Annotated in this window: 5 protein-coding genes; 3 read left to right on the top strand and 2 right to left on the bottom strand. The window is 74.1% G+C overall.

Features of this window, described 5'->3' with window-relative positions; genetic code table 11:
- Nucleotides 1–431 precede the first annotated feature (431 nt).
- From ACFZA0_RS28865 to ACFZA0_RS28855, 3 genes are all read left to right on the top strand, one after another.
- Nucleotides 432–1,430, top strand: coding sequence for an ArsR family transcriptional regulator (locus tag ACFZA0_RS28865; RefSeq protein WP_391022314.1), 999 nt, complete (start codon nt 432–434; stop codon nt 1,428–1,430).
- A 231-nt stretch (nt 1,431–1,661) separates the two neighbouring features.
- Nucleotides 1,662–3,878, top strand: a complete 2,217-nt coding sequence (locus ACFZA0_RS28860; RefSeq protein WP_391022311.1) for an MMPL family transporter — start codon at nt 1,662–1,664, stop codon at nt 3,876–3,878.
- A gap of 208 nt (nt 3,879–4,086) precedes the next feature.
- A complete protein-coding gene (locus tag ACFZA0_RS28855; protein WP_391022309.1) occupies nt 4,087–4,305 on the top strand; it encodes a DivIVA domain-containing protein in 219 nt (72 codons plus the stop codon).
- A 61-nt stretch (nt 4,306–4,366) separates the two neighbouring features.
- Here ACFZA0_RS28855 and ACFZA0_RS28850 read toward each other — a convergent pair whose 3' ends face one another.
- Entirely contained in the window at nt 4,367–4,591 is a 225-nt protein-coding gene (locus ACFZA0_RS28850; RefSeq protein WP_391022307.1) for an MbtH family NRPS accessory protein, read from the bottom strand.
- 79 nt (nt 4,592–4,670) lie between these two features.
- On the bottom strand, nt 4,671–26,807 hold the full coding sequence (locus ACFZA0_RS28845; protein WP_391022305.1) for a non-ribosomal peptide synthase/polyketide synthase: 22,137 nt from the start codon (nt 26,805–26,807) through the stop codon (nt 4,671–4,673).
- Between the last annotated feature and the right edge of the window lie 138 nt (nt 26,808–26,945).

The raw sequence follows: 26,945 nt of genomic DNA, 5'->3' as shown, positions 1-26,945 counted from the left end.
TTCTTTTTTTGGTGGGGGGGGGGGGGGCGGGGGGGGGGGGGGGGGGGGGGGGGGGGGGGCCCCCCCCCCGGGGGGGGGGGGGGGGGGGGGTGGCCCCCCCCGGCCGGGGGGGGGGGGGGGGGGGGGGGGCCCCCCCCCCCCCCCCCCCCGGTCCGCCGCGTTCCCGGACTCCGCGCTCCCTCCCCCTCCCCGCCTCCCGGATTCCCGCCGCGCACCACCGGGAGCCTCCGCCCCGCGGGCGCTCCGGTTCTTGATCGGCATTTCGCCGCATTGCCGCCCGCGGCCGCAACCCGCCGCACGATCTGCCTTTGGCGAATTCCTTTCCCTCTCCGCGCGACATTCGGCGCGATGTCACGTTCACCTCACAGCGAGGGTCTGACATCGTCGGTGCGCCAAAGACACGCCACGAAACGGGGAATGGGTGGAACGGAATGCTCCGAATTCATTTCTCGGCCGAGGACCTGACGCGGGTACGCGTCGCCGTCGCGCCGCACCCACTGTGGGAGATCGCCTGTAGCCTGCACAGATTCCAGACGGCGGACGGGCGTTGGGCCTACGCGCACTGGCACAGGACCGCGTGCGCGAACATTCGTGACGCGCAGGCGGGAGCCATGGTCAGGAAATTCCTGCTGCCCCTCTTCCCGCGGGCGAGTTATTTTCCCGACTTCCTCACACCGGCGGAAGGAATCACCGGTCTCGAGGAGGGGCTGAACGCCGTACTGGAAACTCCTCCGGGCCAAGTGGCGCGCGAGGCACGGAAACTCGCCACGACGATCGAATCGCCGGCCTGGGTGACCCGTATCGCCGAGCGCGACATGCGCGACCGCATCGTCGGGGCGCTGCGCAGCTACCACCGGACGGTGATCGCCCCGCACGACCGCCACATCGGGGAGCGACTGCGCGCCGAACGCATCCGGCATGCCCGGTCGCTGCTCGAATCCGGTACCGAAGGCCTGCTGAGCGGTCTCGCGCCCACGCTGCGGTGGCGCCATCCGGTCCTGGAGATCGAGTCGTACCCGGAGAAGCGCGACGTGCTGCTGGGCGGCCGGGGCATCCTGCTGATCCCGTCGTACTTCTGCTGGCACTCCCCCATCACCCTGGCCGACCCGGAGCTGCCTCCGGTGATCATCTACCCGCTCCAGCACGAGGCGCGGCCGGGCCCCGAGCGCGAGGGCCGGCCGCTGCGCGCGCTGCTCGGCCGTACCCGCGCCGAGATCCTGCTGGCGACCACCACCGGTGCCACGACGACCGAGGCGGCCCTGCGTGCGGGGGTGTCCGTGGGCACCGCCTCCCACCACACCGCGGCACTGCGCGACGGCGGCCTCATCAACAGCGACCGGCACGCCAACACCGTTCTGCACACGCTCACCTCGCTGGGCGCCGCCCTCCTCGACGGCCCCCGCACCGGGGCGGGCACCGCGTCCCGGTGAACCGGCGCGCGCCCAGCGGGCCTCCTGCACACGGCAGTTGTGCCAACACGACACGAACACGACGCCCTCCAGGGGGATATCGACGTGAGGAACAACCGCTCCGCTTACTAGGATTGCCGTCACTGAGCGAAGACCGTCGACCGACCGGTGCCGAAGACGCGCACCGGTCCGGGGCGCCGGTGCCGGGGAACGCCCCCGGCGGCGGCGACCGTGGTGCCTGGGAGGGGCCGTATGTTCCGACGCATTGGCGAAATCGTCGTCCGACATCCCGTCTGGACGATCGTGGCGTGGGTGATCGCGGCGGTGGCCATCGTCGCGACCGCACCGACACTGCCCTCGACGAGCGACGAGAGCAGCTTCCTGCCGAGCAGTTACGAGTCCATCCAGGCCGCGAAGCTCCAGGAGGACGCGTTCCCGAGCGCCTTCACGCCCTCGGCCATCGCGCTGTACCAGCGCACGGACGGCGCCAAGCTGACCAAGGCCGACCTGAAGGACGTCGACCGCATCACCCGGGAACTGGGCGGCAAGCACATCGACCAGGTGCAGAAGGTCGTGCCGGGCCAGCCGTCCACCGACGGCAAGTTCACGACGACGCTGGTCCAGATGGACAGCAAGAACGCGGGCCAGCCCAAGCAGGCCGACGCCGCCAAGGTGCTGCGCACCGACGTCAAACAGCTCACCAAGGGCACCAACCTGGAAGCAAGACTGGGTGGTTCGGCCGCCCAGGCACTCGACCAGCAGGACTCGTCGAAGCGCGGTCAGGCGCTCATCGGCATCGGCACCTTCCTGATCATCCTGGTCACCCTGCTGATCATCTTCCGGGCACCGATCCTCGCGGTGCTGCCCCTGTTGGTGATCGGCCTGGTGTCCACGCTCGCGAACGGGCTGATCGCCTACGCCACGAAGCTGTTCGACCTCCAGGCGAACAGCTCGATCTCGTCGATCCTCATCGTGGTGCTGTTCGGTGTGGGCACCGACTACTTCCTCTTCCTGATGTTCCGGTACCGAGAACGCCTGCGCGCCGGTGACGAATCCAAGGAAGCCATGATCAACGCCGTCGGCCGGGTCGGTGAGGCGATCGCCTCCGCCGCGGGCGCGGTCGTCATCGCCTTCCTCGCGCTGTCGTTGTCGACGCTCGGCTTCCTGAAGCAGATGGGCCCGGCGCTCGCCATCGCGGTCGCCGCCACCCTGTTCGCGGGGCTCACGCTCATCCCCGCCGTGGTGTCGCTCATCGGCCCCAAGGTGTTCTGGCCGTCCAAGTCCTGGCAGCGCGAGCCCGAGAACGCCCGGTTCGCCGCGCTCGGCCGCGGGGTGCGCAACCGCCCCGCGCTCACCGTGATCGTGTCCGGTCTGGTGCTCGTGGTTTTGTCGCTCGGCACGTTCGGCTACAAGGCCACCTTCGACCTGGCCTCGGGCTCCATGCCCAAGACCAAGGAGTCGATGGTCGTCCAGGACAGCATGATGCACGCGTACTCGGCGGGTGCCGCGGCGCCGACCGACGTGTACCTCTCCAGCACCGACAACTCCCCGCTCGACAAGGCCGGTTTCACCGCCTACGCGGACAAGCTCGCCGCGGTCGACGGTGTCGACGGCGCCAAGCTGTCCCAGGTGAGCAAGGACGGCACCACCGCCGACTTCACGGTGACCCTCAAGTACGAGGCGTCGACGGACAAGGCCATCACCACGGTCGGCGACGTCCGTGACGTCGCGCACTCCGACGCACCGGACGGCAGCAAGGCCGTCGTCGGCGGCATGTCCTCGATCTACAAGGACATCAACGCCGCGGTCAACCACGACTACCGGACGGTCTTCCCCGTAGCGGCCCTGCTGATCATGGTGATCCTGGGACTGCTGCTGCGCAGCGTCGTCGCCCCGCTGTACCTGATGGCGTCGGTCGGACTCGGCTTCGGCGCCACGCTCGGCGCGACGGTGTGGATCTTCCAGGACGGCGCCGGCCACTCGGGGCTGATGTTCATGCTCCCGGTGATCATGTATCTCTTCGTGGTCGCCATCGGCACCGACTACAACATCCTGATGATCGCGCGGCTTCGCGAGGAGGCCCGCGAGGGCCGTTCCCCGCGCGAGGCGGCCGGGGAGGCGCTGCGGCACGCGGGACCGACCGTCGCCGCCGCGGGCTTCATCCTCGCGGCGACGTTCGCCACGATGATGCTGGCCGGCAACGCACTGCTGACGGAGATGGGCTTCGCGGTGTCGTTCGGCATCGCGGTCGCGGCCTTCGTGATGGCGATGTTCTTCACGCCGAGCCTGACCGCCCTGATCGGCCACGCCGCGTGGTGGCCGGGCCACGGTGACCGGGCGGCCGAGGCCGCTCCCGCCGGGCACCCGGAGACCCTCACGCCCGCCCGGCGCGCCGAGGAGACCGACCGCGAGGACCGGGACGACCGCGAGCCGGTCGTGGACGAGCAGGCGGAGCCGCGCGCCCGGTAGTCCGCACGCCCGCACCCGCACCGCACGACGGCGGCGCGAGGCCCGTCTCCGAGGAGGCAGGGCGTCGCGCCGCCGTTTCGCGTCCCTCGGCGGAGAACCTTTCCCCGCCCCGGAGTTGATCTTTGCCGACGGTTGAACCGGCGGTCCGCCCGCAGACCTAACATGTCGTCCGCGAGTACGGGTCCAGGTCCTGTCACCGGCGGTTGGAGTGAGCGAGCGAGTGTCGACGTCGTCCGAGTTCCGAGGCTTCACACTGGTACGCCGCGGCTACGACCGTGAGCAGGTCGACCGCTTCCTCGCCCTCCTGGCCCTCCCCGGCGCGCCCCGGGCGACCCCCTCCTTCGACATCGTGCGGCGCGGCTACGACCGCCGCGAGGTCGACGAGCGGATCCGTGAACTGCGGGCGGGCGGCCCCGCCGCCCCCTGACGATCGTCAAGTGGGCGGCGCGGCGCCCGCGTTCGGCCGGTCCGCGCGAGGGCGGGCCGGGTCAGCCGGCCCGCTCGGCCGACTCCATCCTGCGCACCAGGCTCGCGGGGCGCATGTCCGTCCAGTTCGCCTCGATGTGGTCCAGGCAGTCCTGGCGGGACGCCGGGCCGTGGGCGACGGTCCAGCCCGCCGGGACGTCCACGAAGTCGGGCCAGAGACTGTGCTGGCCCTCGTCGTTGACGAGTACGGAATAGACGCCGTCGGGGTTCTCGAAGGGGTTGGTCACGAGCGGGTCCTCGCCTTCTGTGCGTTGTGCTGTCGGATCGCGGTGGTGGACTCGGGAGTGGTTTCCGGGGGTTTCGGGGTCAGGCCGCGCCGCCCTCCCCCTCGGGCACGGGCCCGGCCACACGGTCGGCCAGTGCCCGCAGGGCGCGGAACCAGGTCTCCGCGAGATCCTGGACCGATTCCTCGGTGAGGACTCCGGCGGCGAAGGTCCAGTGCGCGGTCAGTTCGGGCCCGGTGGGCAGGTCCTCGGTGAGGGCGTTGACGGTCAGGGCGTGGGAGAGCGGCATCAGCGGGTCCGCGTCCAGGTCGGCCGCGTCGGCCTCGGGTGCGTACGACCAGTCGGTCGCCTCGGGGACGCCGAAGCGCCCCATGTAGTTGAACTCGATCTGCGGGGAGCCGAGTTCGGCGAGGACGGGGCCGGTGGCCGGGTTGAGGTGGCGCAGCAGGCCGTGCCCGACCCCGCCCGCGGGCGCCGCGGTCAGGCATTCCCGGACGCGGGCCACCGCCCGGTCCAGTGCGGGTCCGCCCGCGAACGCGTCGGCCAGGTCGACGGGCCCGGGGTCGAGACGGACGGGGACGACACTGGTGAACCAGCCGACGGTGCGCGAGAGGTCCGCGTCACCGGCCAGGTCCTCCTCGCGGCCGTGGCCCTCCAGGTCGACGAGCACGGCGTTGTCCGCGCCCCCGGCGTTCCCGGCGTCCGCCGTGTCCCCGCCGTGCGCGAGGCCCTCGGGCGCCGACGCCCCGCCGGTGTCCCCGGCGCGGCGTCGGCGCCAGTCGGCGGCGGCCAGGGCCAGCGCGGTCAGCAGGACGTCGTTGACCGTCGCGCCGAAGGCCGTGGGGACCCTGCCGAGGAGCGGTGCCGTGCGGTCGGCGGGAAGGGTCAGCGACAGGCTCCGCGAGGTGGCGGTGACGTCGCGCTCCGGGTCGAGGCCGCGCCGCACCGGGAGCGGCGGGGCATCGGCCAGGACCGAGGTCCACAGCGGGAGTTCGTCCTCGCGGGCGGGCTCGACGGCGCGCTCCGCGAGGAGTTCGGACCAGCGCCGGAACGACAGGTCCACGGGGGCGAGTTCGGGTGCGCCGCCGAGCCGGACGTGCCGCCAGGCGGTGGCGAGGTCGGGCAGCAGGATCCGCCAGGACACGCCGTCCACGACGAGGTGGTGGATCAGCAGGAGCAGTCGTCCGGGAACGTCCGGCCCGGCGTCGAACCAGACCGCCTGCACCATGCGGCCCCCGTCGGGATCGAGGCGGTCCCGTGCGGCGCGGGCCTCCGCGCCGACCGTGTCGAGGAACGCGGTCCCGTCGACGCCGGTCACGTCGGCGCGGGTCAGCCAGGCGGCGGGGTCGTCGGTGCCGGGGGCGGGCACGTGCAGCGACCAGGCGCCGTCGTCCGCCCGCACGAGCGCGGCGCGGAGCAGGTCGTGCCGGTCGACGACCGCGCGCAGAACGGTCACCAGCGACGCCTCGTCGAGTCCCGCGGGGGTCTGGAGGAACGCGGCCTGGTGGTAGGCGGCGACGGGGCCGCCGAGTTCGCGCAGCGCGTGCATGATCGGCGTGGGCGCGACGGTGCCGGACCCGTCGTCGTGGGCGGCGCCGCGGGCGTCGGCCCCCGACTCCGCTGCGACGGCGGCCAGTGCGGCGACCGTGCGGTGCTGGAACACCTGGCGCGGGGTCACCCGCAGCCCCGCGGCGCGTGCCCTGCTGACGAGTTGCATGGCGACGATGGAGTCACCGCCGAGGGCGAAGAAGTCGTCGTCGGCGCCGACCGTGGGCAGCCCGAGCACCTCGGCGAAGTGGGCGCACAGCGCGCGTTCGCGGTCGTCGGCGGGTGCACGGCCCGAGCCGGAGGTGAAGTCCGGTGCGGGCAGGGCCCGTCGGTCGAGCTTTCCGTTGGACAGCAGCGGCAGCGCGTCGAGGACGACCACCGCGGCCGGCACCATGTAGTCGGGCAGAGCCGCCGCCGCGTGGGCGCGCAGCGTGGCCGGATCGGGGGCGGGGACGCCGTCCGCCGGGACGACGTAGGCGGCCAGCCGCCTGATCCCTGGCCGGTCCTCGCGGGCCACCACCACGACCTGTCCGACGGCGGCGTGCCGGTCGAACACCGCCTCGATTTCGCCGAGTTCGACGCGGAAGCCGCGGATCTTGACCTGCTCGTCGGCCCGTCCGAGGTAGTCGAGGCGGCCGTCGTCGGTCCAGCGCGCGAGGTCGCCCGTGCGGTACATCCGGGCGCCGGGCGCGCCGAACGGGTCGGGCACGAACCGCTCTGCGGTCAGCTCGGGACGCCCCAGGTAGCCGCGGGCCAGGCCCGCGCCCGCGAGGTACAACTCGCCCGCCACGCCGGGGAGTACGGGGCGCAGGGCGGCATCGAGCACGTAGGCGCGGGTGTTGGCGACGGGGCGGCCGACCAGCGGGCGGTCGCTCTCCTCGATCCGGGCCACCAGGGCGTCGACCGTCGCCTCGGTGGGGCCGTACAGGTTGAAGGCGGTGGTGGCGCGCAGGCCCGCGAGTTCGGCCCAGAGCGCGTCCGGCACCGCCTCGCCGCCGACGCCGACCACGGCCAGCGGGCAGTGGCCGTCGCGGAGGAGTCCGGTGTCGGCCATCTGGGCCAGGAACGACGGGGTGACCTCGATGAAGTCGAGTTCCTGGTCGCGGATCGCGGCGGCGGTCAGTTCCGGGTCGCGCCGGGTCTCGTCGTCGAGGACGTGCAGGGCGTGTCCGTCGAGCAGCCACAGCTGGGGCTGCCAGGAGGCGTCGAAGGAGAAGGACCAGGCGTGCCCGACCCGCAACCGCCGCCGTCCGGTGGTGTCCTTCGCGAGGTCGTGCAGGGTGCGGCGGTGGCTGTGGAAGAGGTTCACGACGCCCCGGTGGCACACGACGACGCCCTTGGGGCGGCCGGTGGAGCCGGAGGTGTGGATGACGTACGCCGGGTGGTCCGGGTCGGGACCGGTGAAGGCACCCTTGCCGGAGGCCGTCGCCAGGGCGGTCACGGTGCCGCGGGCGTCGAGCACGAGGCGCGGGACGCCGCCGTCGGGCAGCCGCGCGGCGAGGGCCCCGGTGGTGAGGACCAGGCGCGGTGCGGCGTCGTCGAACATGGCGAGGACGCGTTCGGCGGGCAGGTCCGCGTCGACGGGCAGGTAGGCGGCGCCGGTCTTCAAGACGGCGAGGATCGCCGCCAGGTGGTCGGCGGTGCGGGGCAGGGCGAGGGCGACGATGCCCTCGGGTCCCGCGCCGCGCTCGGCGAGCAGGGTGGCCAGCCGGTCGGACCGGTCGTCGAGTTCGGCGAAGGTCCAGGTGGTGCCGCCGGAGACCACCGCGACGGCGTCGGGGGCCTCGGCGACCCGGGCGGCGAACAGGGCCGGTACGGTCGCGGGCGCGTCGGCGGCCACGGGGAGGGCGGTGTCGTTCCACGTGCCGAGAACCGTGGCGCGGCCCTCGGGAGTGAGCAGGTCGACGCGTCCGAGCGGCAGGCCGGGGTCGGCGGTCATGGCCTCGAAGACCCGGACCATGGCGGCCCGCACCCGGTCGACGGTCGCGCCCGTGACCAGGTCGGACCTGAACTCGGCGGTGAGCAGCAGTTGTTCGCCCGGCTCGACGGCCCAGGCGAAGGGGTAGTGCGTGGCGTCGGAGTGGTCGCGCACCGAGGTGCGCAGCCCGTCGTCCGCGCCGAGCGCCGGATCGCCGCCGTCCGGGTACGACTCGAAGACGACGAGGGTGTCGAACAACTCCCCCATTCCGTGTCGGCGTTGGATGTCCGCGAGGCCGACGTGCTGGTGGGCGATGAGCCGGGACTGCTCGTCCTGGAGCCGGTCGAGGAACGCCGACAGCGGTTCCCGGTCGTCGACGCGCACCCGCACGGGCACGGTGTTGATGAAGAGGCCGATCATCGACTCGACACCGTCCAGCTCCGGCGGCCGGCCGGAGACGGTGGCGCCGAACACGACGTCGGTGCGGCCGGTGAGCCGGGCCAGCACGATGCTCCAGGCGCCCTGGACAAGGGTGTTGACGGTGAGACCGCGGGCGCGGGCGAGGCTCGTCAACGCCTCGGTGAGTCCGGGCGTCAGTGCGGTGGTGCGGGTCTCGGGGACCGCCGGGGCCCGGTTGGGGTCGGCGGGGACCAGGTGGGTGGGTTCCTCCAGCCCGTCGAGGGCCGTGCGCCAGGCGGCGGCCGACTCCTCGGCGTCCTGCCTGCCGAGCCAGGCCAGGTACTCCCGGTACGGCGTCGGGGCGGACGGTTCGCCACCCGCGTACGACTCGCCCAGTTCGCGCATCAGTTGGGGCACGGACCAGCCGTCGAGCAGCAGGTGCTGGTGGGACAGGACCAGGCGGTGGGCGCCGGGTGCCACGGTGACCAGGAGCAGGCGCAGCAGCGGCGGCCGGGCCGGGTCGAACCGGCGGCGCTCCTGGGCGAGGGCGTGTGTCCACCGCGCCTCGCGGGCGCCCTCGTCCAGCGCCGAGAGGTCGAGGTGCCGCCAGGGCAGGACGGCGGTGTGCGGGACGACGGCGACGGGGCGTCCGGAGGCGAGGTAGCGGAAGCCGGCGCGGAGGTTGGCATGCCGGTCGAGCAGTGACTGCCCGGCGTCCCGCAGCCGTTCGGCGTCCAGGGGGCCGTCGAGGTCGTAGGAGACCTGCACGGTGTAGACGTCGGGGCCGTCGCTGCCGGAGTCGAAGGAGGCGTGGAACAGCAGCCCCGCCTGGAGCGGGGAGAGCGGCAGCGCCTCCGCGTCGCCGAGGGCGGCCAGTTCGGCGCGTTCGTCCTCGGTGAGGTGCGCGAACAGGCCGGCGTCCGGCGCCGTCGCCGAGGCGGTCGCGTCCCGCGGGGTGCGGGCCGCGGCGGCCAGGGCGGCGGGCGTCTTGTGGCGGAACACGTCGCGCGGGCTGACGGCGAGGCCGGCCGCGCGCAGGCGGGCGACCAGTTGCATGGCGACGATGCTGTCGCCGCCGAGGGTGAAGAAGTCGTCGTGCACGCCGACCCGTTCGAGGCCGAGCACCGACGCGACGACCTGGCACAGCAGTTCCTCGCGCTCGGTGCGCGGCCGGGCCGAACCCGTCTCGGCGGCGAAGTCCGGTGCGGGCAGGGCCCGCCGGTCGAGCTTGCCGCTGGAGGTGAGCGGGAGGTCGTGGAGGATCACGAAGGCGGCGGGGACCATGTGGTCGGGCAGGGCCGCGGCGGCGTGCTCCCGCAGCCGCGCCGTGCGCGGCTCCGTACCGGCGCGGGGCACGACGTAGGCGACCAGCCGTTCGTCGCGCAGGACGACGCAGACCCGGGCGACCGCCGCGTGTGCGGCGAGCGCGGCCTCGATCTCACCGGGTTCGACGCGGAAGCCGCGCACCTTGACCTGGTCGTCGGTGCGGCCGAGGTACTCGACGTCGCCGTCACGGGTCCAGCGGGCGAGGTCGCCGGTGCGGTACATGCGGGTGCCCGGCGCGCCGAACGGGTCGGCGACGAACCGTTCCGCGCTCAACCCCGGACGGCCGAGGTAGCCGCGCGCGAGCTGCGCGCCGGCCAGGTACAACTCCCCCGCCACGCCGGGCGGTACGGGCCGCAGCGCCTCGTCCAGGACGTAGACCCGGGTGTTCCACACGGGGCGGCCGATCGGCACCCGCGGGGCGCCCGCGGCCACCGGGGCCGAGGTCACGTCGACGGACGCCTCGGTGGGCCCGTAGAGGTTGTGCAGCCCGGCGGGGAGCAGCGCGTGGAAGCGGCCCGCGAGGTCGGCGGGCAGGGCCTCGCCACTGGACAGGACGCGGCGCAGGCCGGTGCAGTGCGCGGCGGCCGGCTCGTCGAGGAAGGCACGCAGCATGGACGGCACGAAGTGGGCGGTGGTGACGCCCTGTTCGTGGATCAGCCGGGCCAGCCGGGCGGGGTCCTTGTGGTCGTCCGGCCCGGCGACCACGAGGGTGGCGCCCGCGATCAGGGGCAGGAAGAACTCCCACACGGACACGTCGAAGGTGGACGGTGTCTTCTGCAGGATCCGGTCCTCGGCGGTGATCCCGTACTCGTCCCGCATCCACAGCAGGCGGTTGGCGATGCCCTCGTGCGGGACGACGACGCCCTTGGGGCGGCCGGTGGAGCCGGACGTGTAGATCACGTAGGCCGGGCTCAACGGGTCGTGGCCATGGGGCAGTTCACCGTACGGTCCGTCCGGGAGCGCGTCGTGGACGACGCACACCGGGCGGGCCTCCTCCAGCATTCCGGCGGTCCGCTCCGGCGGGTGGCCGGCGTCCAGCGGGAGGTACGCGGCGCCCGCGCGGTGGGTGGCCAGGAGGGCGACGACGAGATCCGTCGAGCGCGGCAGCGCGACGGCGACGGTGCGTTCGGGTCCGGCGCCCGCCCCGGCGAGCACCCGTGCGGTGTGCTCGACGCGGGCGTCCAACTCGGCGTAGGTGAGCCGGTGGTCGCCGCAGACGAGGGCGGTCGCGTCGGGGGTGCGGGCGGCCTGCGCGCGGAACAGCTCGGGCAGGGTGCCGGGGGCGGCGTCGTGCGCGGTGGCGTTCCAGCGGTCGAGGACGAGGGCGCGTTCGTCCGCCTCCAGGATGTCCAGGTCCCGTACGGGCAGGGCGGGTTCGGCCACCGCCCGCTCCAGCAGGCGGACCAGCCGGGCGGCGAGCCGTTCGGCCGTGGCACGGTCGAAGAGGTCGGTGCTGTACTCGATCCAGCCCTGCACGCCCTCGCCCTCCCCCTGTTCGACGAAGTCGAAGCTCAGGTCGAACTTGGCGGTGCGGGCGCCGAGCGGCTCACGGCGCACGGTGAGGCCGGGCAGTTCGGGGGTGGTGCCGGGGGCGCCGAGGTGGACCACCATCACCTGGAACAGCGGGTGCCGGGCGAGGGACCGCGTCGGGTTGACGGCCTCCACGACCCGGTCGAAGGGCAGGTCCTGGTGGTCGTAGGCGGCCAGGTCGGTCTCGCGCACCCGGCGCAGCAGTTCCGCGAAGCCGGGGGCGCCGGTCAGGTCGGTGCGCAGGACGAGGGAGTTGACGAACAGGCCCACGAGGTCTTCGAGACCCTCGTCGGCGCGGCCGGAGACGGGTGCGCCCAGCGGGATGTCGTCGCCCGCGCCGAGCTTGTGCAGCAGGGCCGCCACGGCGGCCTGGGCGACCATGAACATACTGGCGCCCTCGCCGCGGGCGAGTTCCCGCAGCGACCGTTCGAGCGCGGGGCCGAGGGTGAAGCCGACCGTGCCGCCCTCGTGGCCCGCCTCGCGGGGGCGCGGCCGGTCGGTGGGCAGCGTGATCTCCTCGGGCAGGCCGCGCAGTCGCTCCGTCCAGTGGGCGGTCAGCTCCGCGCCGTCGCGGGTCAGCAGTTCGTCCTGCCAGAGGGTGTAGTCGGCGTACGTGGCCGGCAGCGGCTGCCAGTCGGGGGCGCGTCCTGCCGCGCGGGCGGCGTAGGCGGTGCCCAGGCCGGCGAGCAGGGGGCGGTCGGACCACTCGTCGGTGGCGATGTGGTGGAGCAGCAGGAGCAGGACGTGCTCGTCGGGTCCGGTCGCGAAGAGGGTGGCCCGCAGCGGGAGTTCGCGCTCCAGGTCGAAGGGGTGGGCGGTCTCCTCGTCGCGCCGGTCCCAGGGGCGGGTGGTGAGGGTGACCCGGGCCTGGTCGGGTGCCAGGATCCGCTGGTACGGCAGGCCGTCCGGGCCGGTGGGGAAGACGGTGCGCAGCGTGGCGTGCCGGGTGACGATGTCGTTCACCGCGTCCTGGAGGGCGGCCCGGTCCAGGGCGCCGGTGAGCCGCCAGGCGTTGGCGATGTTGTAGGCGGGGCCGGCGCCGTCCACCTGGTGCAGCAGCCACAGGCCGCGCTGGGCGGGTGACAGCGGCAGCCGTTCGGGGCGGGTGCGCGCGGCGGTGAGCGCCGGGCGTCCCGCGCCGCGGGTGCCGTCGAGACGTGCGGCGAGCCGGGACACGGTGGGCGCGTCGAACACCGTGCGCAGGGAGATGTCGGCGTCGAGAAGCGTACGGACGCGGCTCACCAGGCGCATGGCGAGCAGTGAGTGGCCGCCGAGGGCGAAGAAGTCGTCGTCGATGCCGACGCGCGGGACGTCGAGCACGGAGGCGAACTGTTCGCACAGCAGTTCCTCGCGCGCGGTGCGCGGCAGTCGGCCGCCCACCGCCGCGCCGAGGTCCGGGGCGGGCAGTGCCGCCCGGTCCAGCTTGCCGCTGACGGTGCGGGGCAAGGCGGTGAGCGGGACGTACGCGGCGGGCAGCATGTGCTCGGGCAGTGACGCCGCCAGGTGTGCGCGCAGGTGTGCCGGGTCGGCGGGCGCGCCGTCCGCGGGTACCAGGTACGCGACGAGCCGGGGCGTGCCGGGGGTGTCCTCGCGGACGACGACGGACGCGGCGGCGACGGCCGGGTGTCCGGTCAACGCGGCCTCGATCTCGCCGAGTTCAATGCGGAAGCCGCGCAGTTTGACCTGGTCGTCGGCGCGGCCGAGGAACTCCAGGGTGCCGTCGGCGCGACGCCGCGCGAGGTCGCCCGTGCGGTACACGCGGTCGCCGGGGGCGCCGTAGGGGTCGGCGACGAAGCGTCCCGCGGTGAGGGCGGGGCGGCCGAGGTAGCCGCGGGCCAGGCCCTCGCCCGCGAGGTACAGCTCGCCGGGCACGCCCGGGGGCGCGGGGCGCAGCCGGTCGTCGAGGACATGGGCGCGGATGTTGTCGAGGGGCGCGGCCCACCGGGGCGCACCGGTGCCGTCGGTGTGCCAGCCGTAGGCGTCGACGGCGCACTCGGTGGGGCCGTACAGGTCGTGCACCGCGGTGCCGGGCAGGGCGGCCAGCCGCTTCCACAGGGCGGCCGGGGTGGCCTCGCCGCCGACGGCGAGGACGGCGGGCGCCCTGCTGCCGGGGGCGAGGAAGCCGTGGTGCAGCAGTTCGCGCAGGTAGGTGGGCGTGAGGTCGACGAAGTCGATGTCCCGTTCGGTGAGCAGGGCGAGGAGGGCCGCCGGGTCGTGCACCGTGGCCTCGTCGGCGACGTGCAGCTCGTGGCCGGCGAGCAGCCACAGCAGGGGTTCCCAGGAGCCGTCGAAGCTGAAGGACGCGGCGTGGACGGCGCGCAGCACCGCGCGGCCGGTGTCGCGGACGGCGGGTTCGACGAGGTCGCGCAGGTGCGCGGCGAAGAGGTTGCCGAGGCCCCGGTGGGTGCCGACGACGCCCTTGGGGGTGCCGGTGGAGCCGGAGGTGTAGATGACGTAGGCGGCGGAGCGCGGGTGGTGGACGACCCCCGGGAGGGCGGCGCCCGTGGGCAGGCCGTCGTCCAGCAGCAGCCGGGGGACCCCCGGTGCCGCGGGCACGCGGTCGGCGAGGGCGGTGGTGGTCAGCACGCAGACCGGTGCCGCGTCGGTGAGCATGTGCGTGAGGCGCTCGGCGGGGTGTTCCGGGTCCAGCGGCAGGTAGGCGGCGCCCGTGCGGAGCACGCCGAGAAGGGCGGGGACCATGTCGTGCCGGGGCAGGGCCAGGGCGACGACGGTCTCGGGACGTGCGCCGTGTGCCGCCAGCAGCCCGGCGACGGCGTCGGCGCGGGCGGCCAGTTCGGCGAAGGTCAGGCTGCCCGCCGCGGTGACCAGCGCGGTGCGCCCGGGGTGCGCCGCGGCGACGGCGGTGAACAGTTCGTGCACCGACCGCGTCTCCACCGGGTGCGCGGTGTCGTTCCAGGCGTGGACCGCCGCGTCGCGTTCGGCGTCGGTGAGCAGGTCGATCGCGGCGAGCGGGCCGTCGGGCGCCGCCGCCGCGGCCTCCAGGAGGATCACCAGCCGTTCCGCGAGGAGCGCGGCCGTGCCCGGGTCCACCAGATCGGTCGCGTACTCCAGGAGCAGGGCGACACTCCCCCGGGTTCCGCCGTCCACGAAGGTGAAGTCGAGGTCGAACTTGGCGGCACCGGTGTCCATGTCGTACCACTCGGTGGGCAGTCCCAGCAGGTCCGGGTCGCCGTCGGGCCGGTGGTGGTAGCCCAGCATGACCTGGAACAGCGGGTTGCGTCCGGCCACGCGCGGCGGGTTCAGCTCCTCGACCAGGCGGTCGAAGGGGAGGTCCTGGTGCTCGAAGGCCGCGAGGTCGAAGTCCCGTACGCGGGAGAGCAGTTGGCGGAAGGTGAGATCCGGTCCCGAGAGGTCGGTGCGCAGGACGAGGGTGTTGACGAAGAAGCCGACCAGGTCGTCGAGCGCGCCGTCGGTGCGGCCGGCGATCGGGGCGCCGAGGGGGATGTCGTCGCCCGCGCCCATGCGGTGCAGGAGTGCGGCGGTGGCCGCCTGGAACAGCATGAACATGCTGGTGCCGGTCGCGGTCGACAGGTCGCGCAGCGACTCCCCCAGTTCGGCGGGCAGTTCGCGGCGGACGGTCGCGCCGCGCCCAGTGGGGTCGGCGGGGCGCGGCCGGTCCAGGGGCAGGGTCAGCTCGTCGGGCAGTCCGTGCAGCGCGTCGCGCCAGTGGGCGAGTTGGCGTTCCCCCGCCTCGGCGAGGAGATCCGCCTGCCACAGCGTGTAGTCGGCGTACTGCACCGGCAGGGGCGCGAGTTCGGGGTCCGCTCCCCGCACGCGTGCCGCGTAGGCGGTGTCGAGATCGGCGAGGAAGGGGCGGTCCGACCACTCGTCGGTGACGATGTGGTGCAGGACGACGGCGACCACGCAGTCCTCGGAGTCGAGCCTGAACACCGTTGCCCGCAGGGGCAGTTCGCGGGACAGGTCGAACGGGGCGCGTTGTGCCGCCTCGATCAGCGCGGGCAGGTCGGCCTCCTCCGCGTCCGTCACGCGGAAGCCGAACTCGGCGTCCGCCGTCGGCAGGACACGCTGGAAGGGTTCGCCCTCGTGCTCGGCGAACACCGTGCGCAGGGACTCGTGCCGGGCCACCACGTCCCGCAGCGCCCGGTGCAGGGCGTCGGTGTCGAGGGTGCCGCGCAGCCGCAGGACCAGGGGGAAGTTGTAGGCCGCGCCGCCCCCGGTGATCCGCTCCACCAGCCACAGGCGGCGCTGGGCGGGCGACAGCGGGACGCGTTCGGGCCGGTCGGCGGCGGGCAGGACCGGCGGGCGCGCGGGCCGGGCCGCGTCGGCGCGCAGGGCGAGGAGTTCGGGGGTGGGCGCCTCGAAGAGATCACGGATGGCGAGTTCGGCGCCGAGTTCGGTACGGGCGCGGCTGATCAGCCGGGTGGCGAGCAGAGAGTGCCCGCCGAGGTCGAAGAAGCCGTCCTCGGCACCGGCCCGCGGCAGACCGAGCACCTCGGCGAACAGCCGGCACAGCACCTCTTCCCGCGGGGTGCGCGGGCCGCGCCCGGCACCGGGGGCGACGGCGGGTTCGGCGTCGGGCAGTGCCCGGACGTCGAGCTTGCCGTTGTCGTTCATGGGCAGCCCGGCGAGAACGGCGAACGCCGCCGGGACCATGTAGTCGGGCAGCCGGGTGCGCAGGTCCTCGCGCACCTCGCGCACGAGGCTGTCGGCTTCCCGGGCGGCCGTCGGGGAGTTGGCGTACGGCGCTTCGCCGCCGCCGGGCCGGTAGAGGCCGGTGGTGAGTCCGGCGTCGTCGTCGGCGGGGGTGAACACCGCCTCGTAGTAACCGGTTTCGCGTGACCAGGTGGTGCGGACGCGGTGTCCGAGCGAGGCGCCGAGGGTGTGCAGCTCCTCCGGGTCCACTCCCCTCACGGTGTCGGTCGGGACGATCCGGCCTTCCTCCAGGGCGCGTTGGGCGGCGAGTTCACCGGCCGTGCGGGCGTCGGGGATCCCGGTGACGCGCACGCGCTCGGGGCGTTCCGCGCGCAGCCGCTCCGCCAGGTCCGGGGACCAGGGCAGGACGGGTGTGCAGGAGAGGTCCCGCGGCTCGGCGCCCTCCCGGTGGAGGACGGCGTCGTAGCGGTGCCGGGTCAGCTCGTTGTGGTGCCGGCCGCGCTTGGTGCGCAGGTCGACGCCGTGCCCGAGGGTGGTGAAGTAGTCGGGATCGACGAGGAGTTCCTTCTCCAGGCGCAGTCCGCGCGCGGCGGCGGCCCGCACGGTGTCCGGGTCGGCGTCGCCGGGTGCCCGGGTGAGCTGGATCGCGGTGTGGAAGGCGCCGGCCAGGCGGGGGTTGCGGACGTCGCCGACGAACAGCGCGCCGCCCGGCACCAGCAGCCGCATCGCGCCGTCGACGACCTCGGTCAGGTAGTCGACGCCGGGGAAGTACTGGACGACGGAGTTGATGACGACGGTGTCGAAGAAGTCCTCCGGGAGTCCGGAGGTGTCGTGGGCGGCCCGGCAGCGCAGTTCGACCTTGGCCGCGAGCCCGGGGTCCCGGCGCAGGTCCTCGCCGAGCTTGCGGATCACGGGGGCGGCGAAGTCGGTCGCCCAGTACGCCTCCGCGTCGGGGGCGAGGCGGGACAGGAGCAGGCCCGATCCCACGCCGATCTCCAGGACGCGGCGCGGGCGCAGTTCCCGGATGCGCTCGACGGTCTGTTCGCGCCACTCCCGCATCTGCTCGAAGGGGATCGGCCGCCCGTCGTAACTGCTGTCCCAGCCCGCGTAGTCCTCGGTGAACAGTGCCGTGCTGATGCGCTCGTACTCGTCGGAGTAGACGTCCTGCCACTCCCCCACGTGCTCGCGCGCCGCCGACTCCCTTTCCTCGCCGGTGCGTTCGGCGGGTACGAGGTAGCCGGTCAGCCGCTGGGTGCCCGGGGCCGCCGGGTCGTCGCGGGCGATCACGGCGGCCCGCGCGACGCGGGGGTGCTGGGTGAGCGCGGTCTCGATCTCGCCGAGTTCGACGCGGTATCCGCGCACCTTGACCTGGTCGTCGGTGCGGCCGAGGAAGTCGAGGTTGCCGTCGGGGTTCCGCCGCACCAGGTCGCCGGTGCGGTACATGCGCTCGCCCGGCACGCCGAACGGGTCGGCGACGAAGCGTTCGGCGGTCAGGCCGCGCCGGTCGAGGTAGCCGCGGGCCAGTCCGACGCCCGCGATGTACAGCTCGCCGGGCACGCCCTCGGGGACGGGCCGCAGCCAGGCGTCCAGGACGTGCGCGCGGGTGCCGCGGATGGGACGGCCCACGGTCGGGGTGGCGCTGTCGCGGGTGCCGCCGCCGAGGGTGTTGATGGTGTACTCGGTCGGGCCGTAGAGGTTGTAGCCGTAGGTGCCCTCGGTGTCGCGCAGCCGGTTCCACACGGTCTCGGACACGGCCTCGCCGCCGAGCAGTACGAGCGGCGGGCGGTGGCCCTCCAACAGGCCGTGTTCGATGAGGAGATGGGCGTAGGTGGGGGTGACGTTGACGACGTCGACGCGGTGGGTCTCGCAGTAGGCGACCAGGGCGTCGGCGTCGCGGCGCAGTTCCTCGTCGCAGATGTGCACCTCGTGGCCCTCGACGAGCCACAGCAGTTCCTCCCACGACATGTCGAAGGCGAACGACACGGTGTGGGCGATCCGCAGCCGCCTGCCCCCGGCGGAGGCGATCGCCGGGGCGAAGATCTCCCGCTGGTGGTTGAGCTGCATGTTGGTCAGTCCGCGGTAGGGCGTGACGACGCCCTTGGGGCGGCCCGTGGAGCCGGAGGTGTAGATGACGTAGGCGGGGTGTTCGAGGCTGAACGGGGGCCGCTCGGCGGCGTCGAGCGGCCCGTCGGCCGACGCCGCGAGCGCCTCGGCGGTCGCCGGGTCGTCCAGCAGCACGCGCGGGGTGCCGGGGACGGCGGCGTCGAGGCGGGCGGCGACGGCCCCGGTGGACAGCAGCAGCGTGGGCCGGGCGTCGTCGAGCATCGTCGCGAGCCGGTCGTCGGGGTGGTCGAGTTCCAGCGGCAGGTACGCGGCGCCCGTGCGCAGGACCGCGAACAGGGCGACGACGGTGTCGAGGGAGCGGGGCAGCCCGAGGGCGACGACGTGTTCGGGTCCGGCGCCGCGCGCCAGCAGCAGCCGCGCCAACCGGTTGATGCGGGCGTCGAGTTCGGCGTACCGGAGGGTCTGCCCGCCGAAGACGAGGGCGGTGGCGTCGGGGGTGGCGGCGGCCTGCTTCGCCAGCAGGTCGGCGACGGTCTCCTCGGGGTCGGCGACGCGGCCCTCGGCGCGTTCGCGCGCCAGGCGGGCGTGCTCGGCGGGCAGCAGCGGGTCGAGCCGGCCCACGGGGGTGGCGAGGTTGTCGGCGAGCTGTTCCACCAGCAGGACGAAGCGGTCCAGGAGTGCCTGGGCGCGCGGCCGGTCGACCACGTCGGAGCGGTGGGTGAGGGTGGCCCGGATCAGGCGTCCCGGGGTGACGACGAGGTTGACCGGGTAGTGGGTCGCGTCGACGTTGGCGACGGCGGTCGCGCCGTGCCGGTCGGCGAGGTCCGCGAGACGGTCCTCGGTGTCGTTGTTGCGCAGCACGAAGAGGGTGTCGAACAGCCGGCGGTGTCCGGTCTCCGCCTGGAGCACGCCGAGGCCCAGGTACTCGTACGGCATCACGGCGAGCCGCTCGTCCTGGACCCGGCGCAGCAGGTCGAGGACCGGCTCGGCGGGGTCGTAGGCGATGCGCGCCGGAACGGTGTTCAGGAACATGCCGATGACGTTCTCGACGTCCGGCACCTCGGTCGGACGGCCCGCGACGGTGGTGCCGAACACAACGTCCTGGCGTCCGGTGGCGCTCGCGAGGGTCAGGCCCCACGCGGTGGTGAGCACCGTGTTGAGGGTCAGGCCGTGCCGGCGGGCCCGGTCGCGCAGCCGCTCGCCCGGACCGGCGGGGAGCGTGACGTCGAGGGTGTCGGGGACGGCGGGTTCGAGGCCCTGGTCGGCGGAGACCAGCAGGGTCGGTTCGTCGAGGCCGGCGAGCGCCGTGCGCCAGGCGCGGGTGGCGTCCTCGGTGTCCTGGTCCTCCAGCCAGGTCAGGTAGTCCCGGTAGGAGCCGGGCGGGGGCAGCGCGGAGTCGTCGCCGCCGGACTCGTAGAGCGCGAAGAGCTGGTCCAGGAAGAGCCAGGCGGACCAGCCGTCCCACAGCAGCAGGTGGCGGCCCACGATCAGCCGGTCGCCGCGCTCCCGCCCGAGCCGTACAACGAGCATCCGGAACAGCAGCGGGCGGTCCAGCTCGAATCGGGCGGTGCGTTCCTCCTCGGTCAACTCGGCGAGCCTGGCGTCCTGTTCGTCGCGGTCGAGGCCGGAGAGGTCCACCTCGCTCAGCGGGACGTCCGGGTCGCGGACGACGAACTGCACGGGCCGGCGCAGTCCGTCGCTGGTGAACCCGGCACGCAGGCCGGGGTTGCGTGCGAGGAGCACCCGGGTCGCGGCGCGCAGCCGCTCCGTGTCGACGCGGGCGGCGAGGTCGAACGACTCGTGGACGGTGTAGACGTCGAGGGCGTCGTCGTCGTAGGTGGAGTGGAAGAACAGGCCCTCCTGGAGCGGGGCGAGGGGCCAGATGTCCTCCACCGCGCCCGGGGCGAGCCGGTGGACGCGCTCGGTCTCCTCGGGGGTCAGGGCGAACGCGGAGCGGCGTTCGGCGGCGGCCGGAGCGGTGGCCCTCGCCGCGGCGGCGAGGGCGGCCGGGGTGCGGTGGACGAAGACGTCGCGCGGGTTCAGTTCCAGGCCGGCGGCGCGGGAGCGGCTGCACACACCGATGGAGGTGATGCTGTCGCCGCCGAGCAGGAAGAAGTCGTCGTCGATACCGGCCTCGCCGAGCCCGAGGACGGCCGCGAAGATCCCGGTGAGGATCCGCTCCCGCTCGTCCCGGGGCGCGCGGACCTCGGTGCGGACCGCCCGCGACGGCGCGGGCAGCGCCGCCCGGTCGAGCTTGCCGCTCGGGGTCAGCGGCAGCGCGTCGAGGAGCACGTAGGCGCCGGGCACCATGGGCGCGGGCAGCGACTCGGCAAGGCGTGCGTGCAGGCCGGCGGGGTCCGGGGCGGTGTCGCGGACGGGGACGACGTATCCGGCCAGGGCGCCGTCCACGACGGTGACGGCGGCCTGCGCGATGTCGGGCAGGCGCACCAACGCGGCCTCGATCTCGCCGAGTTCGATGCGGTTGCCGCGGATCTTGACCTGCCGGTCGGTGCGGCCCAGGTACTCCACGACACCGTCGGCGCGCCTGCGCACCAGGTCCCCGGTGCGGTACATGCGCTCGCCCGGGGCGCCGTACGGGTCCGCGACGAAGCGCTCGGCGGTCAGGCCGGCACGGGCGTGGTAGCCGCGGGCGAGCTGGACACCGGTGAGGTACAGCTCACCGGGGGCGCCCTCGGGCACGGGGCGCAGGCAGGAGTCCAGCACGCGCAGGCCGGTGTTCCACACGGGACGGCCGATCGGCACGGTGGTGCCCGGGGTCCCGTCGTACGGGTGGTACGTGACGTCGACGGCGGCCTCGGTGGGGCCGTACAGGTTGTGCAGGGGCACTCCGGTGAGCTCGCGCCAGCGGGACGCGGCGGCGCCGGGCAGCGCCTCGCCGCTGCTGAACACGCGCCGCAATGACCGGGACCAGGCAGGGTCGTCGGTGATCTCCGCGGACCGGAGGAAGGCTTCGAGCATCGACGGCACGAAGTGCACGGTGGTGACGCGCCGTTCGTGGATCAGCCGCGCGAGGTAGGCGGGGTCGCGGTGCCCGTCGGGCTTCGCGAGCACGACGGACGCGCCCTCGCACAGGGCCCAGAAGAACTCCCAGACACTGACGTCGAATCCGGCGGGCGTCTTCTGCAACACCCGGTCGTCCGAACGGAGTCCGTAGGCGCCCTGCATCCACGCCAGCCGGTTGAGGACCGCGCGGTGCGTGACGACCACGCCCTTGGGGCGGCCGGTGGAGCCTGAGGTGTGGATGAGGTACGCGGCGTCGTCGGGGTCGGCCGCCGGTCCGCGGGAGTCTTCGTCCTCGGGCCGGGGCCCGTCGCCCTCCGGCCCGTCCAGCAGGAGGGCGGTGAGCCCGGGGACCTCGGGCAGGGACGGTGCCGTGGCGGTGGTGGTGACGACGGTGGTGGCCGCGGAGTCGGTCAGGACGTGGGTGATCCGGTCGACGGGGTGGTCCGCGTCGACGGGCACGTAGGCGGCGCCCGACTTCAGCACGCCGAGCAGGGCGACCATGAGGTGTGCCGAGCGCGGCACGGCCACCGCGACCACGGTGCCGGGGCCCGCGCCGCGCGACCGCAGCCGGTTCGCCAGCCGCGTCGCCCGGTGGTCGAGTTCGCGGTAGGTGAGGGTGTCCTCGTCGTGCACGACGGCGGTGGCGTCCGGGGTCCGGGCGACCTGTGCCTCGATGGCGGCGGTGAGGGTGGTGCCGGGGACCTCGACGTCCGCGCCCCTGGGGTGGGCGTCGGCCTGCTCCCGTGCGGACAGCAGCTCCAGGGTGGCCGCCGGCCGTGCGGGGTCGTCGGCGAGGGCGCGCAGGACGCGGCCGAGACGGTCGGCCAGCGCGCGCACGTCGCCCGTGCCGATGCGCCCGGTGTGGTGCTTGAGCCGCAGGTCGAGGCGGCGTCCGGGCTTCACGACGAGGGCCAGCGGGTAGTGCACGGCGTCGTGGAAGTCGTGGCCGGTGACCCGGATCGTGCCGGTCGGGTCGGAAAGACCGGTGAGGGCGGGGTAGTTCTCGACCACGAGGAGGGTGTCGAAGAGTCCCCCGGCACCGGCGGGTCCGGCGATCCGCTGGAGTTCGGCGAGCCCGAGGTGCTGGTGGCCGAGCAGCCGGGTCTGCTCCTCCTGGAGCCGTACGAGGAGGGAGCCGAGGGTGTCCTTCGGCTCCCAGCGGAAGCGGGTGGGGAGGGTGTTGATGAACAGCCCGACCATGGACTCGACGCCCTCGACCTCGGCGTCGCGCCCGGAGACGGTGGTGCCGAACACCACGTCCTGACGCCCCGTCATCCTGCCGATGAGCAGCCCCCAGGCGGCCTGGACGACGGTGCCGAGGGTGACGCCGAGTTCGCGCGCCCGGCCGGTCAGACGCGCGGTGTCCCGTTCGGACAGCTCGAACCGGACCTGTGCGGGCCGGACCTCGGTGCCGTCGTCGGGTGTCTCCACCAGCCGGGTGGGTTCGTCGATCCCCGCGAGGGCCTCCCGCCACGCCTCGCGTGCCGCGTCCGCGTCGGCGGCGGCGACGCGGCGCAGATGGGCGCCGTAGGGGGTGACGGGGGGCAGTTCGGCCGCCCCGCCGTAGTCGGCGAGCAGTTCGCGGTGCAGGACCGGCAACGACCAGCCGTCGGCCACGATGTGGTGGAACGTCAGCAGCAGCCTGCTGCGGTCGTCACCGAGGCGTACGAGGGCGCAGCGCACGAGGGGCGGCAGGGCGAGGTCGAAGCGGTGGGCGCGTTCGTCGGCGGCGACGGCGTCGGCGAGCGGCTGCCGGGCGGCGGCGCCCTGCGCGGACAGGTCGACCTCGCGCCACGGCAGTTGGAGTCCGGGCGCGACGATCTGGACGGGGCGTCCGTCGGGCAGGGAGCGGAAGCAGGAACGCAGCGGGGCGTGCCGGTCCAGCATGTGCTGGGCGGCGCGCCGCAGGGCCCCCGCGTCGACGGGTCCGGACAGTTCGAGGGCCTGCTGCACCACGTAGGTGTCGTGTTCCGCGCCGTCGAGGAGGGAGTGGAACCAGAAGCCCTCCTGGAGAGGGCCGAGCGGCAGCAACTCCTCGACGGCGACGGGGTTCTCCCCCTGGAGGGCGGCGCGTTCCGCCTCCGTGACGCTGACCAGGGGCGTGGTGTCGGCGTCGCCCGGCGCCTCGGTCCGCTCGGCGGCCACCGGGGCGAGGGCGGCGACCGTGCGGTGCCGGAAGACGTCGCGGGTGGTGAGGGTGAGGCCGGCCCGGCGGGCGCGCACCAGGAACTGGATGGCGGTGATGCTGTCGCCGCCGAGGGCGAAGAAGTCGTCGTCGATGGTGACGGAGGCGAGGCCCAGGACGTCGGCGCAGGCGGCGCAGAGCAGTTCCTCGCGCGGGTCGCGCGGGGGCCGGCCCGAGCTGAGTGCCCCGTAGTCGGGTGCGGGCAGCGCGGCGGTGTCGAGCTTGCCGCTGGGGGTGACGGGGAGCCGGTCGAGCGGTACGACCGCCGAGGGCACCATGTACTCGGGGAGCAGTTCGGTGGCGTGCGAACGGAGCTCCCGCATCAGGGAGTTGATGTCGCGGAACGGGGCCGGGACGTTCGCGACCGGCACCGTGCCCGCGGGGCGGTAGGCACCTCGGGGCGGCTCCTCGGCGCCCGGGACGCCGAAGAGGACGTCGAGGCTGCCGTCGTCGGCCGAACCGTCCCAGGTGACGGTGGCGCGCCTGCCGCTGCGGGCGGCGACGGCGTGGAACTCCTCGGGGTCCGGCGCGACGGCGGGCAGGGCGCCCCGGCTGCTGTCGCCGAGGGCGGCCAGTGCCGCGAGGTCGTCGACGAGACGGGAGTTGGGGACGCCGGTCACGCGCAGCGCCTCGCCGGGCCGCCGCGTCAGGAGGGTCTCGAGGGCGGCCGTGTCACCGATCCGCGACCAGGTCACGGTGTGGGGCCCGGACGGGTCGGGGACGGGAGACCGTCCGGCGGCCCGGTCGGCGCGCCGGTGGAGCACCACGTCGTAGCGGTAGCGGGTGAGTTCGTTGTGGTGGGCGCCGCGCTTGACGCCGATGTCCGCGTCGAAGGCGTCCAGGCCGGCGAAGTAGTCCGGGTCCAGGAGGAGTTCGCCCTCCCAGGCGACCGAGCGGTCCACGGCGCCGCGCAGGGCCTGCTTGTCCTGCGGGTCGGTGGCCCGGCGGGTCTCCACGGCGGCACGCAGGCAGCGCAGCAGCCGGGCGTTGCGCACGTCGCCGACGAACACCCGGCCGCCGGGGGCGAGGAGTTCCGCCACGGCGCCGAGCACCTCGGTGAGGTAGTCGGCGTCGGGGAAGTACTGCGCGACGGAGTTGACGACGACGGTGTCGAACCGGCCCTTCGGCAGACCGGTCGTGTCGTGCGCGGGCCGCGCGGACAGCCGTACCCGGTCGGCCAGTTCGGGCACGTCGGCGACCTGTGCCGCGAGGGCGCGCACCGCTTCCTCGGAGAGGTCGGTGCCCCAGTACTCGGTGCAGCCGGGGGCGAGGGCGGACAGCAGCAGCCCGCTGCCGACGCCGATCTCCAGCACGCGGCGCGGGGCGAGTTCGCCGATGCGGGCGACGGTGGCGGCGCGCCACTCCCTCATCTCCTCGACGGGGATGGGCAGTCCGTCGTACATGCTGTTCCAGCCGGCGAAGTTCTCCCGGAAGGCGGCTCCGCGGGCACCGGTGTCCGGCGGCAGGTCGCCCTCGGTCCCGGCGGCGGCGTAGAGGAGTTCGTGGAGGTCCTTCCACTCCTGGACCTGTCCGGCGGCGTCGCGTGCCGTCCGGCTCGTGAGGGCCGGGACGACGTACGCGGCGAGCCGGCGTTCGCCGGGCCTGTCCTCGCGGACGACGACCGCGGCCTGGTCGACGGCGGGGTGGCCGCGCAGCACGGACTCGATCTCGCCGGGCTCGACGCGGAACCCGCGGATCTTCACCTGGGCGTCGGCGCGGCCCAGGAACTCCAGCCGTCCGTCGTTCTTCCAGCGCACCAGGTCGCCGGTGCGGTAGAGGCGTTCGCCGGGCGCGCAGAAGGGGTCGGCGACGAAGCGTTCGGCCGTGAGTCCGGGGCGGCCGAGGTAGCCGCGGGCGAGTCCGGCGCCGCCGAGGTAGAGCTCGCCGGGCACCCCGGCGGGCACGGGCCGCAGCCGGGCGTCGAGCACGTAGGCACGCGTGCCGGGGTCGGGGACGCCGATGGGCACGATGCTGCCGGCCGGGATGTCGGGGTCGCACAGGCCGAGGGTGGAGTTGGTGGTGGCCTCGGTGGGGCCGTAGGCGTTGAACATCATGCGTCCGCGCGCGTACCGGCCGACGAGTTCGGGCGAGACGCGTTCGGTGCCCGCCAGCAGTGTCGCGGGCGGGAGTTCGACATCTTCCGGCATGGCCGCGAGCAGCGCGGGCGGGAGGATCATGAAGGTGATTCCGTTGGCGCGCGCGTAGTCCGCGAGCGGTGCGCCCGGTACCCGCAGCTCGGAGGGCACGACGACGAGACGGCCGCCGGAGAGCAGGCCGAGGCACAGGTCCCAGAAGGCGACGTCGAAGCTGGGCGAGGCGAACTGGAGGACCCTGCTGTGCGGGCCGATGCCGAACCGCTCGGTCTGGGTGGCGACCAGTTTGGCGACGCCGCCGTGCGAGAGGACGACGCCCTTGGGGCGGCCCGTCGAGCCGGAGGTGTAGATGACGTACGCGGCGTTGGCGACGTGCAGCGGGCCCCGGTCGGCCGGTCCGGGGTCGTGGTCGGGGCGGCCGGCGAGTTCGCGTCCGGTGCCCGGGTCGTCGAGGACGAGGACGTCCGTGCCGTCGCGCGGCGGGAGTTCGGCGGCGAACTCGGCGGTGGTGACCAGGCAGGCGGGGGCCGCGTCGGCGAGCATGTAGGAGACGCGGTCGGCGGGGTAGTCCGTGTCCACCGGCAGGTAGGCGGCGCCGGACTTCAGTACGGCGACCTCGGCGACGATCAGTTCGGCCGACCGCGGCACGGCGAGGCCCACGACACGTTCGGGTCCGGCGCCGCGTGCGACGAGGGCGTGGGCCAACCGGTTGGCCCTGCGGTCGAGTTCGGCGTAGGTGAGGCGGGTGTCCTCGAAGACCAGGGCGACGGCGTCGGGGCGCAGCCGTACCTGTTCGGCGAACATCTCGGGCCATGTGCGGGCCGGTACGTCGTGTCCGGTGTCGTTCCACAGGTCGAGGACGAGGTGGCGTTCTTCGGGCCCCAGCAGGGCGAGTTCGCCGAGCGCGGCGTCGGGGCGGGCCAGACCGTCGGCGAGGAGGGTGGCGTAATGAGCGGCGACGCGGCGGGCCGTCGCCTCGGAGAAGAGATCCTGACGGCAGGTCACCTTCAGCTCACGGCCCTCGACTTCGAGGCACAGGTCCAGGGTTCCGGCCCCCTCGTAGCGGTCGGGCGCGCCCGGCCCCGTGTCGAGGGCCGTGTTGAACAGGAGGCCGCCGGCGCCGCCGGGAGCGTCGTCCGACAGCGCTGCCAGTGACCGCAGTTCGGTCCGGTGGGCGCGGGCCTCGGTGCGGGCGCGGGCGACCTGCTCGACGAGGGCGGCGAAGGTGAGCCCGTCGCGGGGCGCGGTCCTGACCGGAAGTCCGTCGTGGCCGACCGTGATGTCCTCGGCTCCTCCGTAGCGGTGCAGCAGGGCCGCGTGGGCGGCGAGGAGGGTCGCATCGTCGGCGCCGCTGTCCAACCGGGCCGTCACGACGTGCTGTTCACCGTCGGTGCGCCGCGGACGCGGGAAGTCGACGGGGAGCGGCGCCGCCTGGGGAACCGGACCGAGTGTCCGCCGCCAGAACGCCGTTGCTTCGCCGTCGCCGGCACCGGACACACATGCTTCGAAACCGGACACTGCTGACCGTGCCTCCCGAGTGCGTGATCCGGCTCAGCCGGAGGGTCGCGGCCATACTAAGGTAAGGATTACCTAACCAATAGGTCTCAACCCTGGTGTGCCGAATATTGGCCATTA

The organism is Streptomyces sp. NPDC008150, assembly GCF_042956945.1.
Lineage (GTDB): Bacteria > Actinomycetota > Actinomycetes > Streptomycetales > Streptomycetaceae > Streptomyces.
Note: the sequence above shows the minus strand (reverse complement) of the source record. Positions and strands in the feature narration are given on the sequence as shown.

What these genes read in the sequence shown, in the direction of transcription:
- ACFZA0_RS28865 (WP_391022314.1), top strand. Translation starts at nt 432, where the DNA reads ATGCTCCGAATTCATTTCTCGGCCGAGGACCTGACGCGGGTACGCGTC.
- ACFZA0_RS28860 (WP_391022311.1), top strand. Translation starts at nt 1,662, where the DNA reads ATGTTCCGACGCATTGGCGAAATCGTCGTCCGACATCCCGTCTGGACG.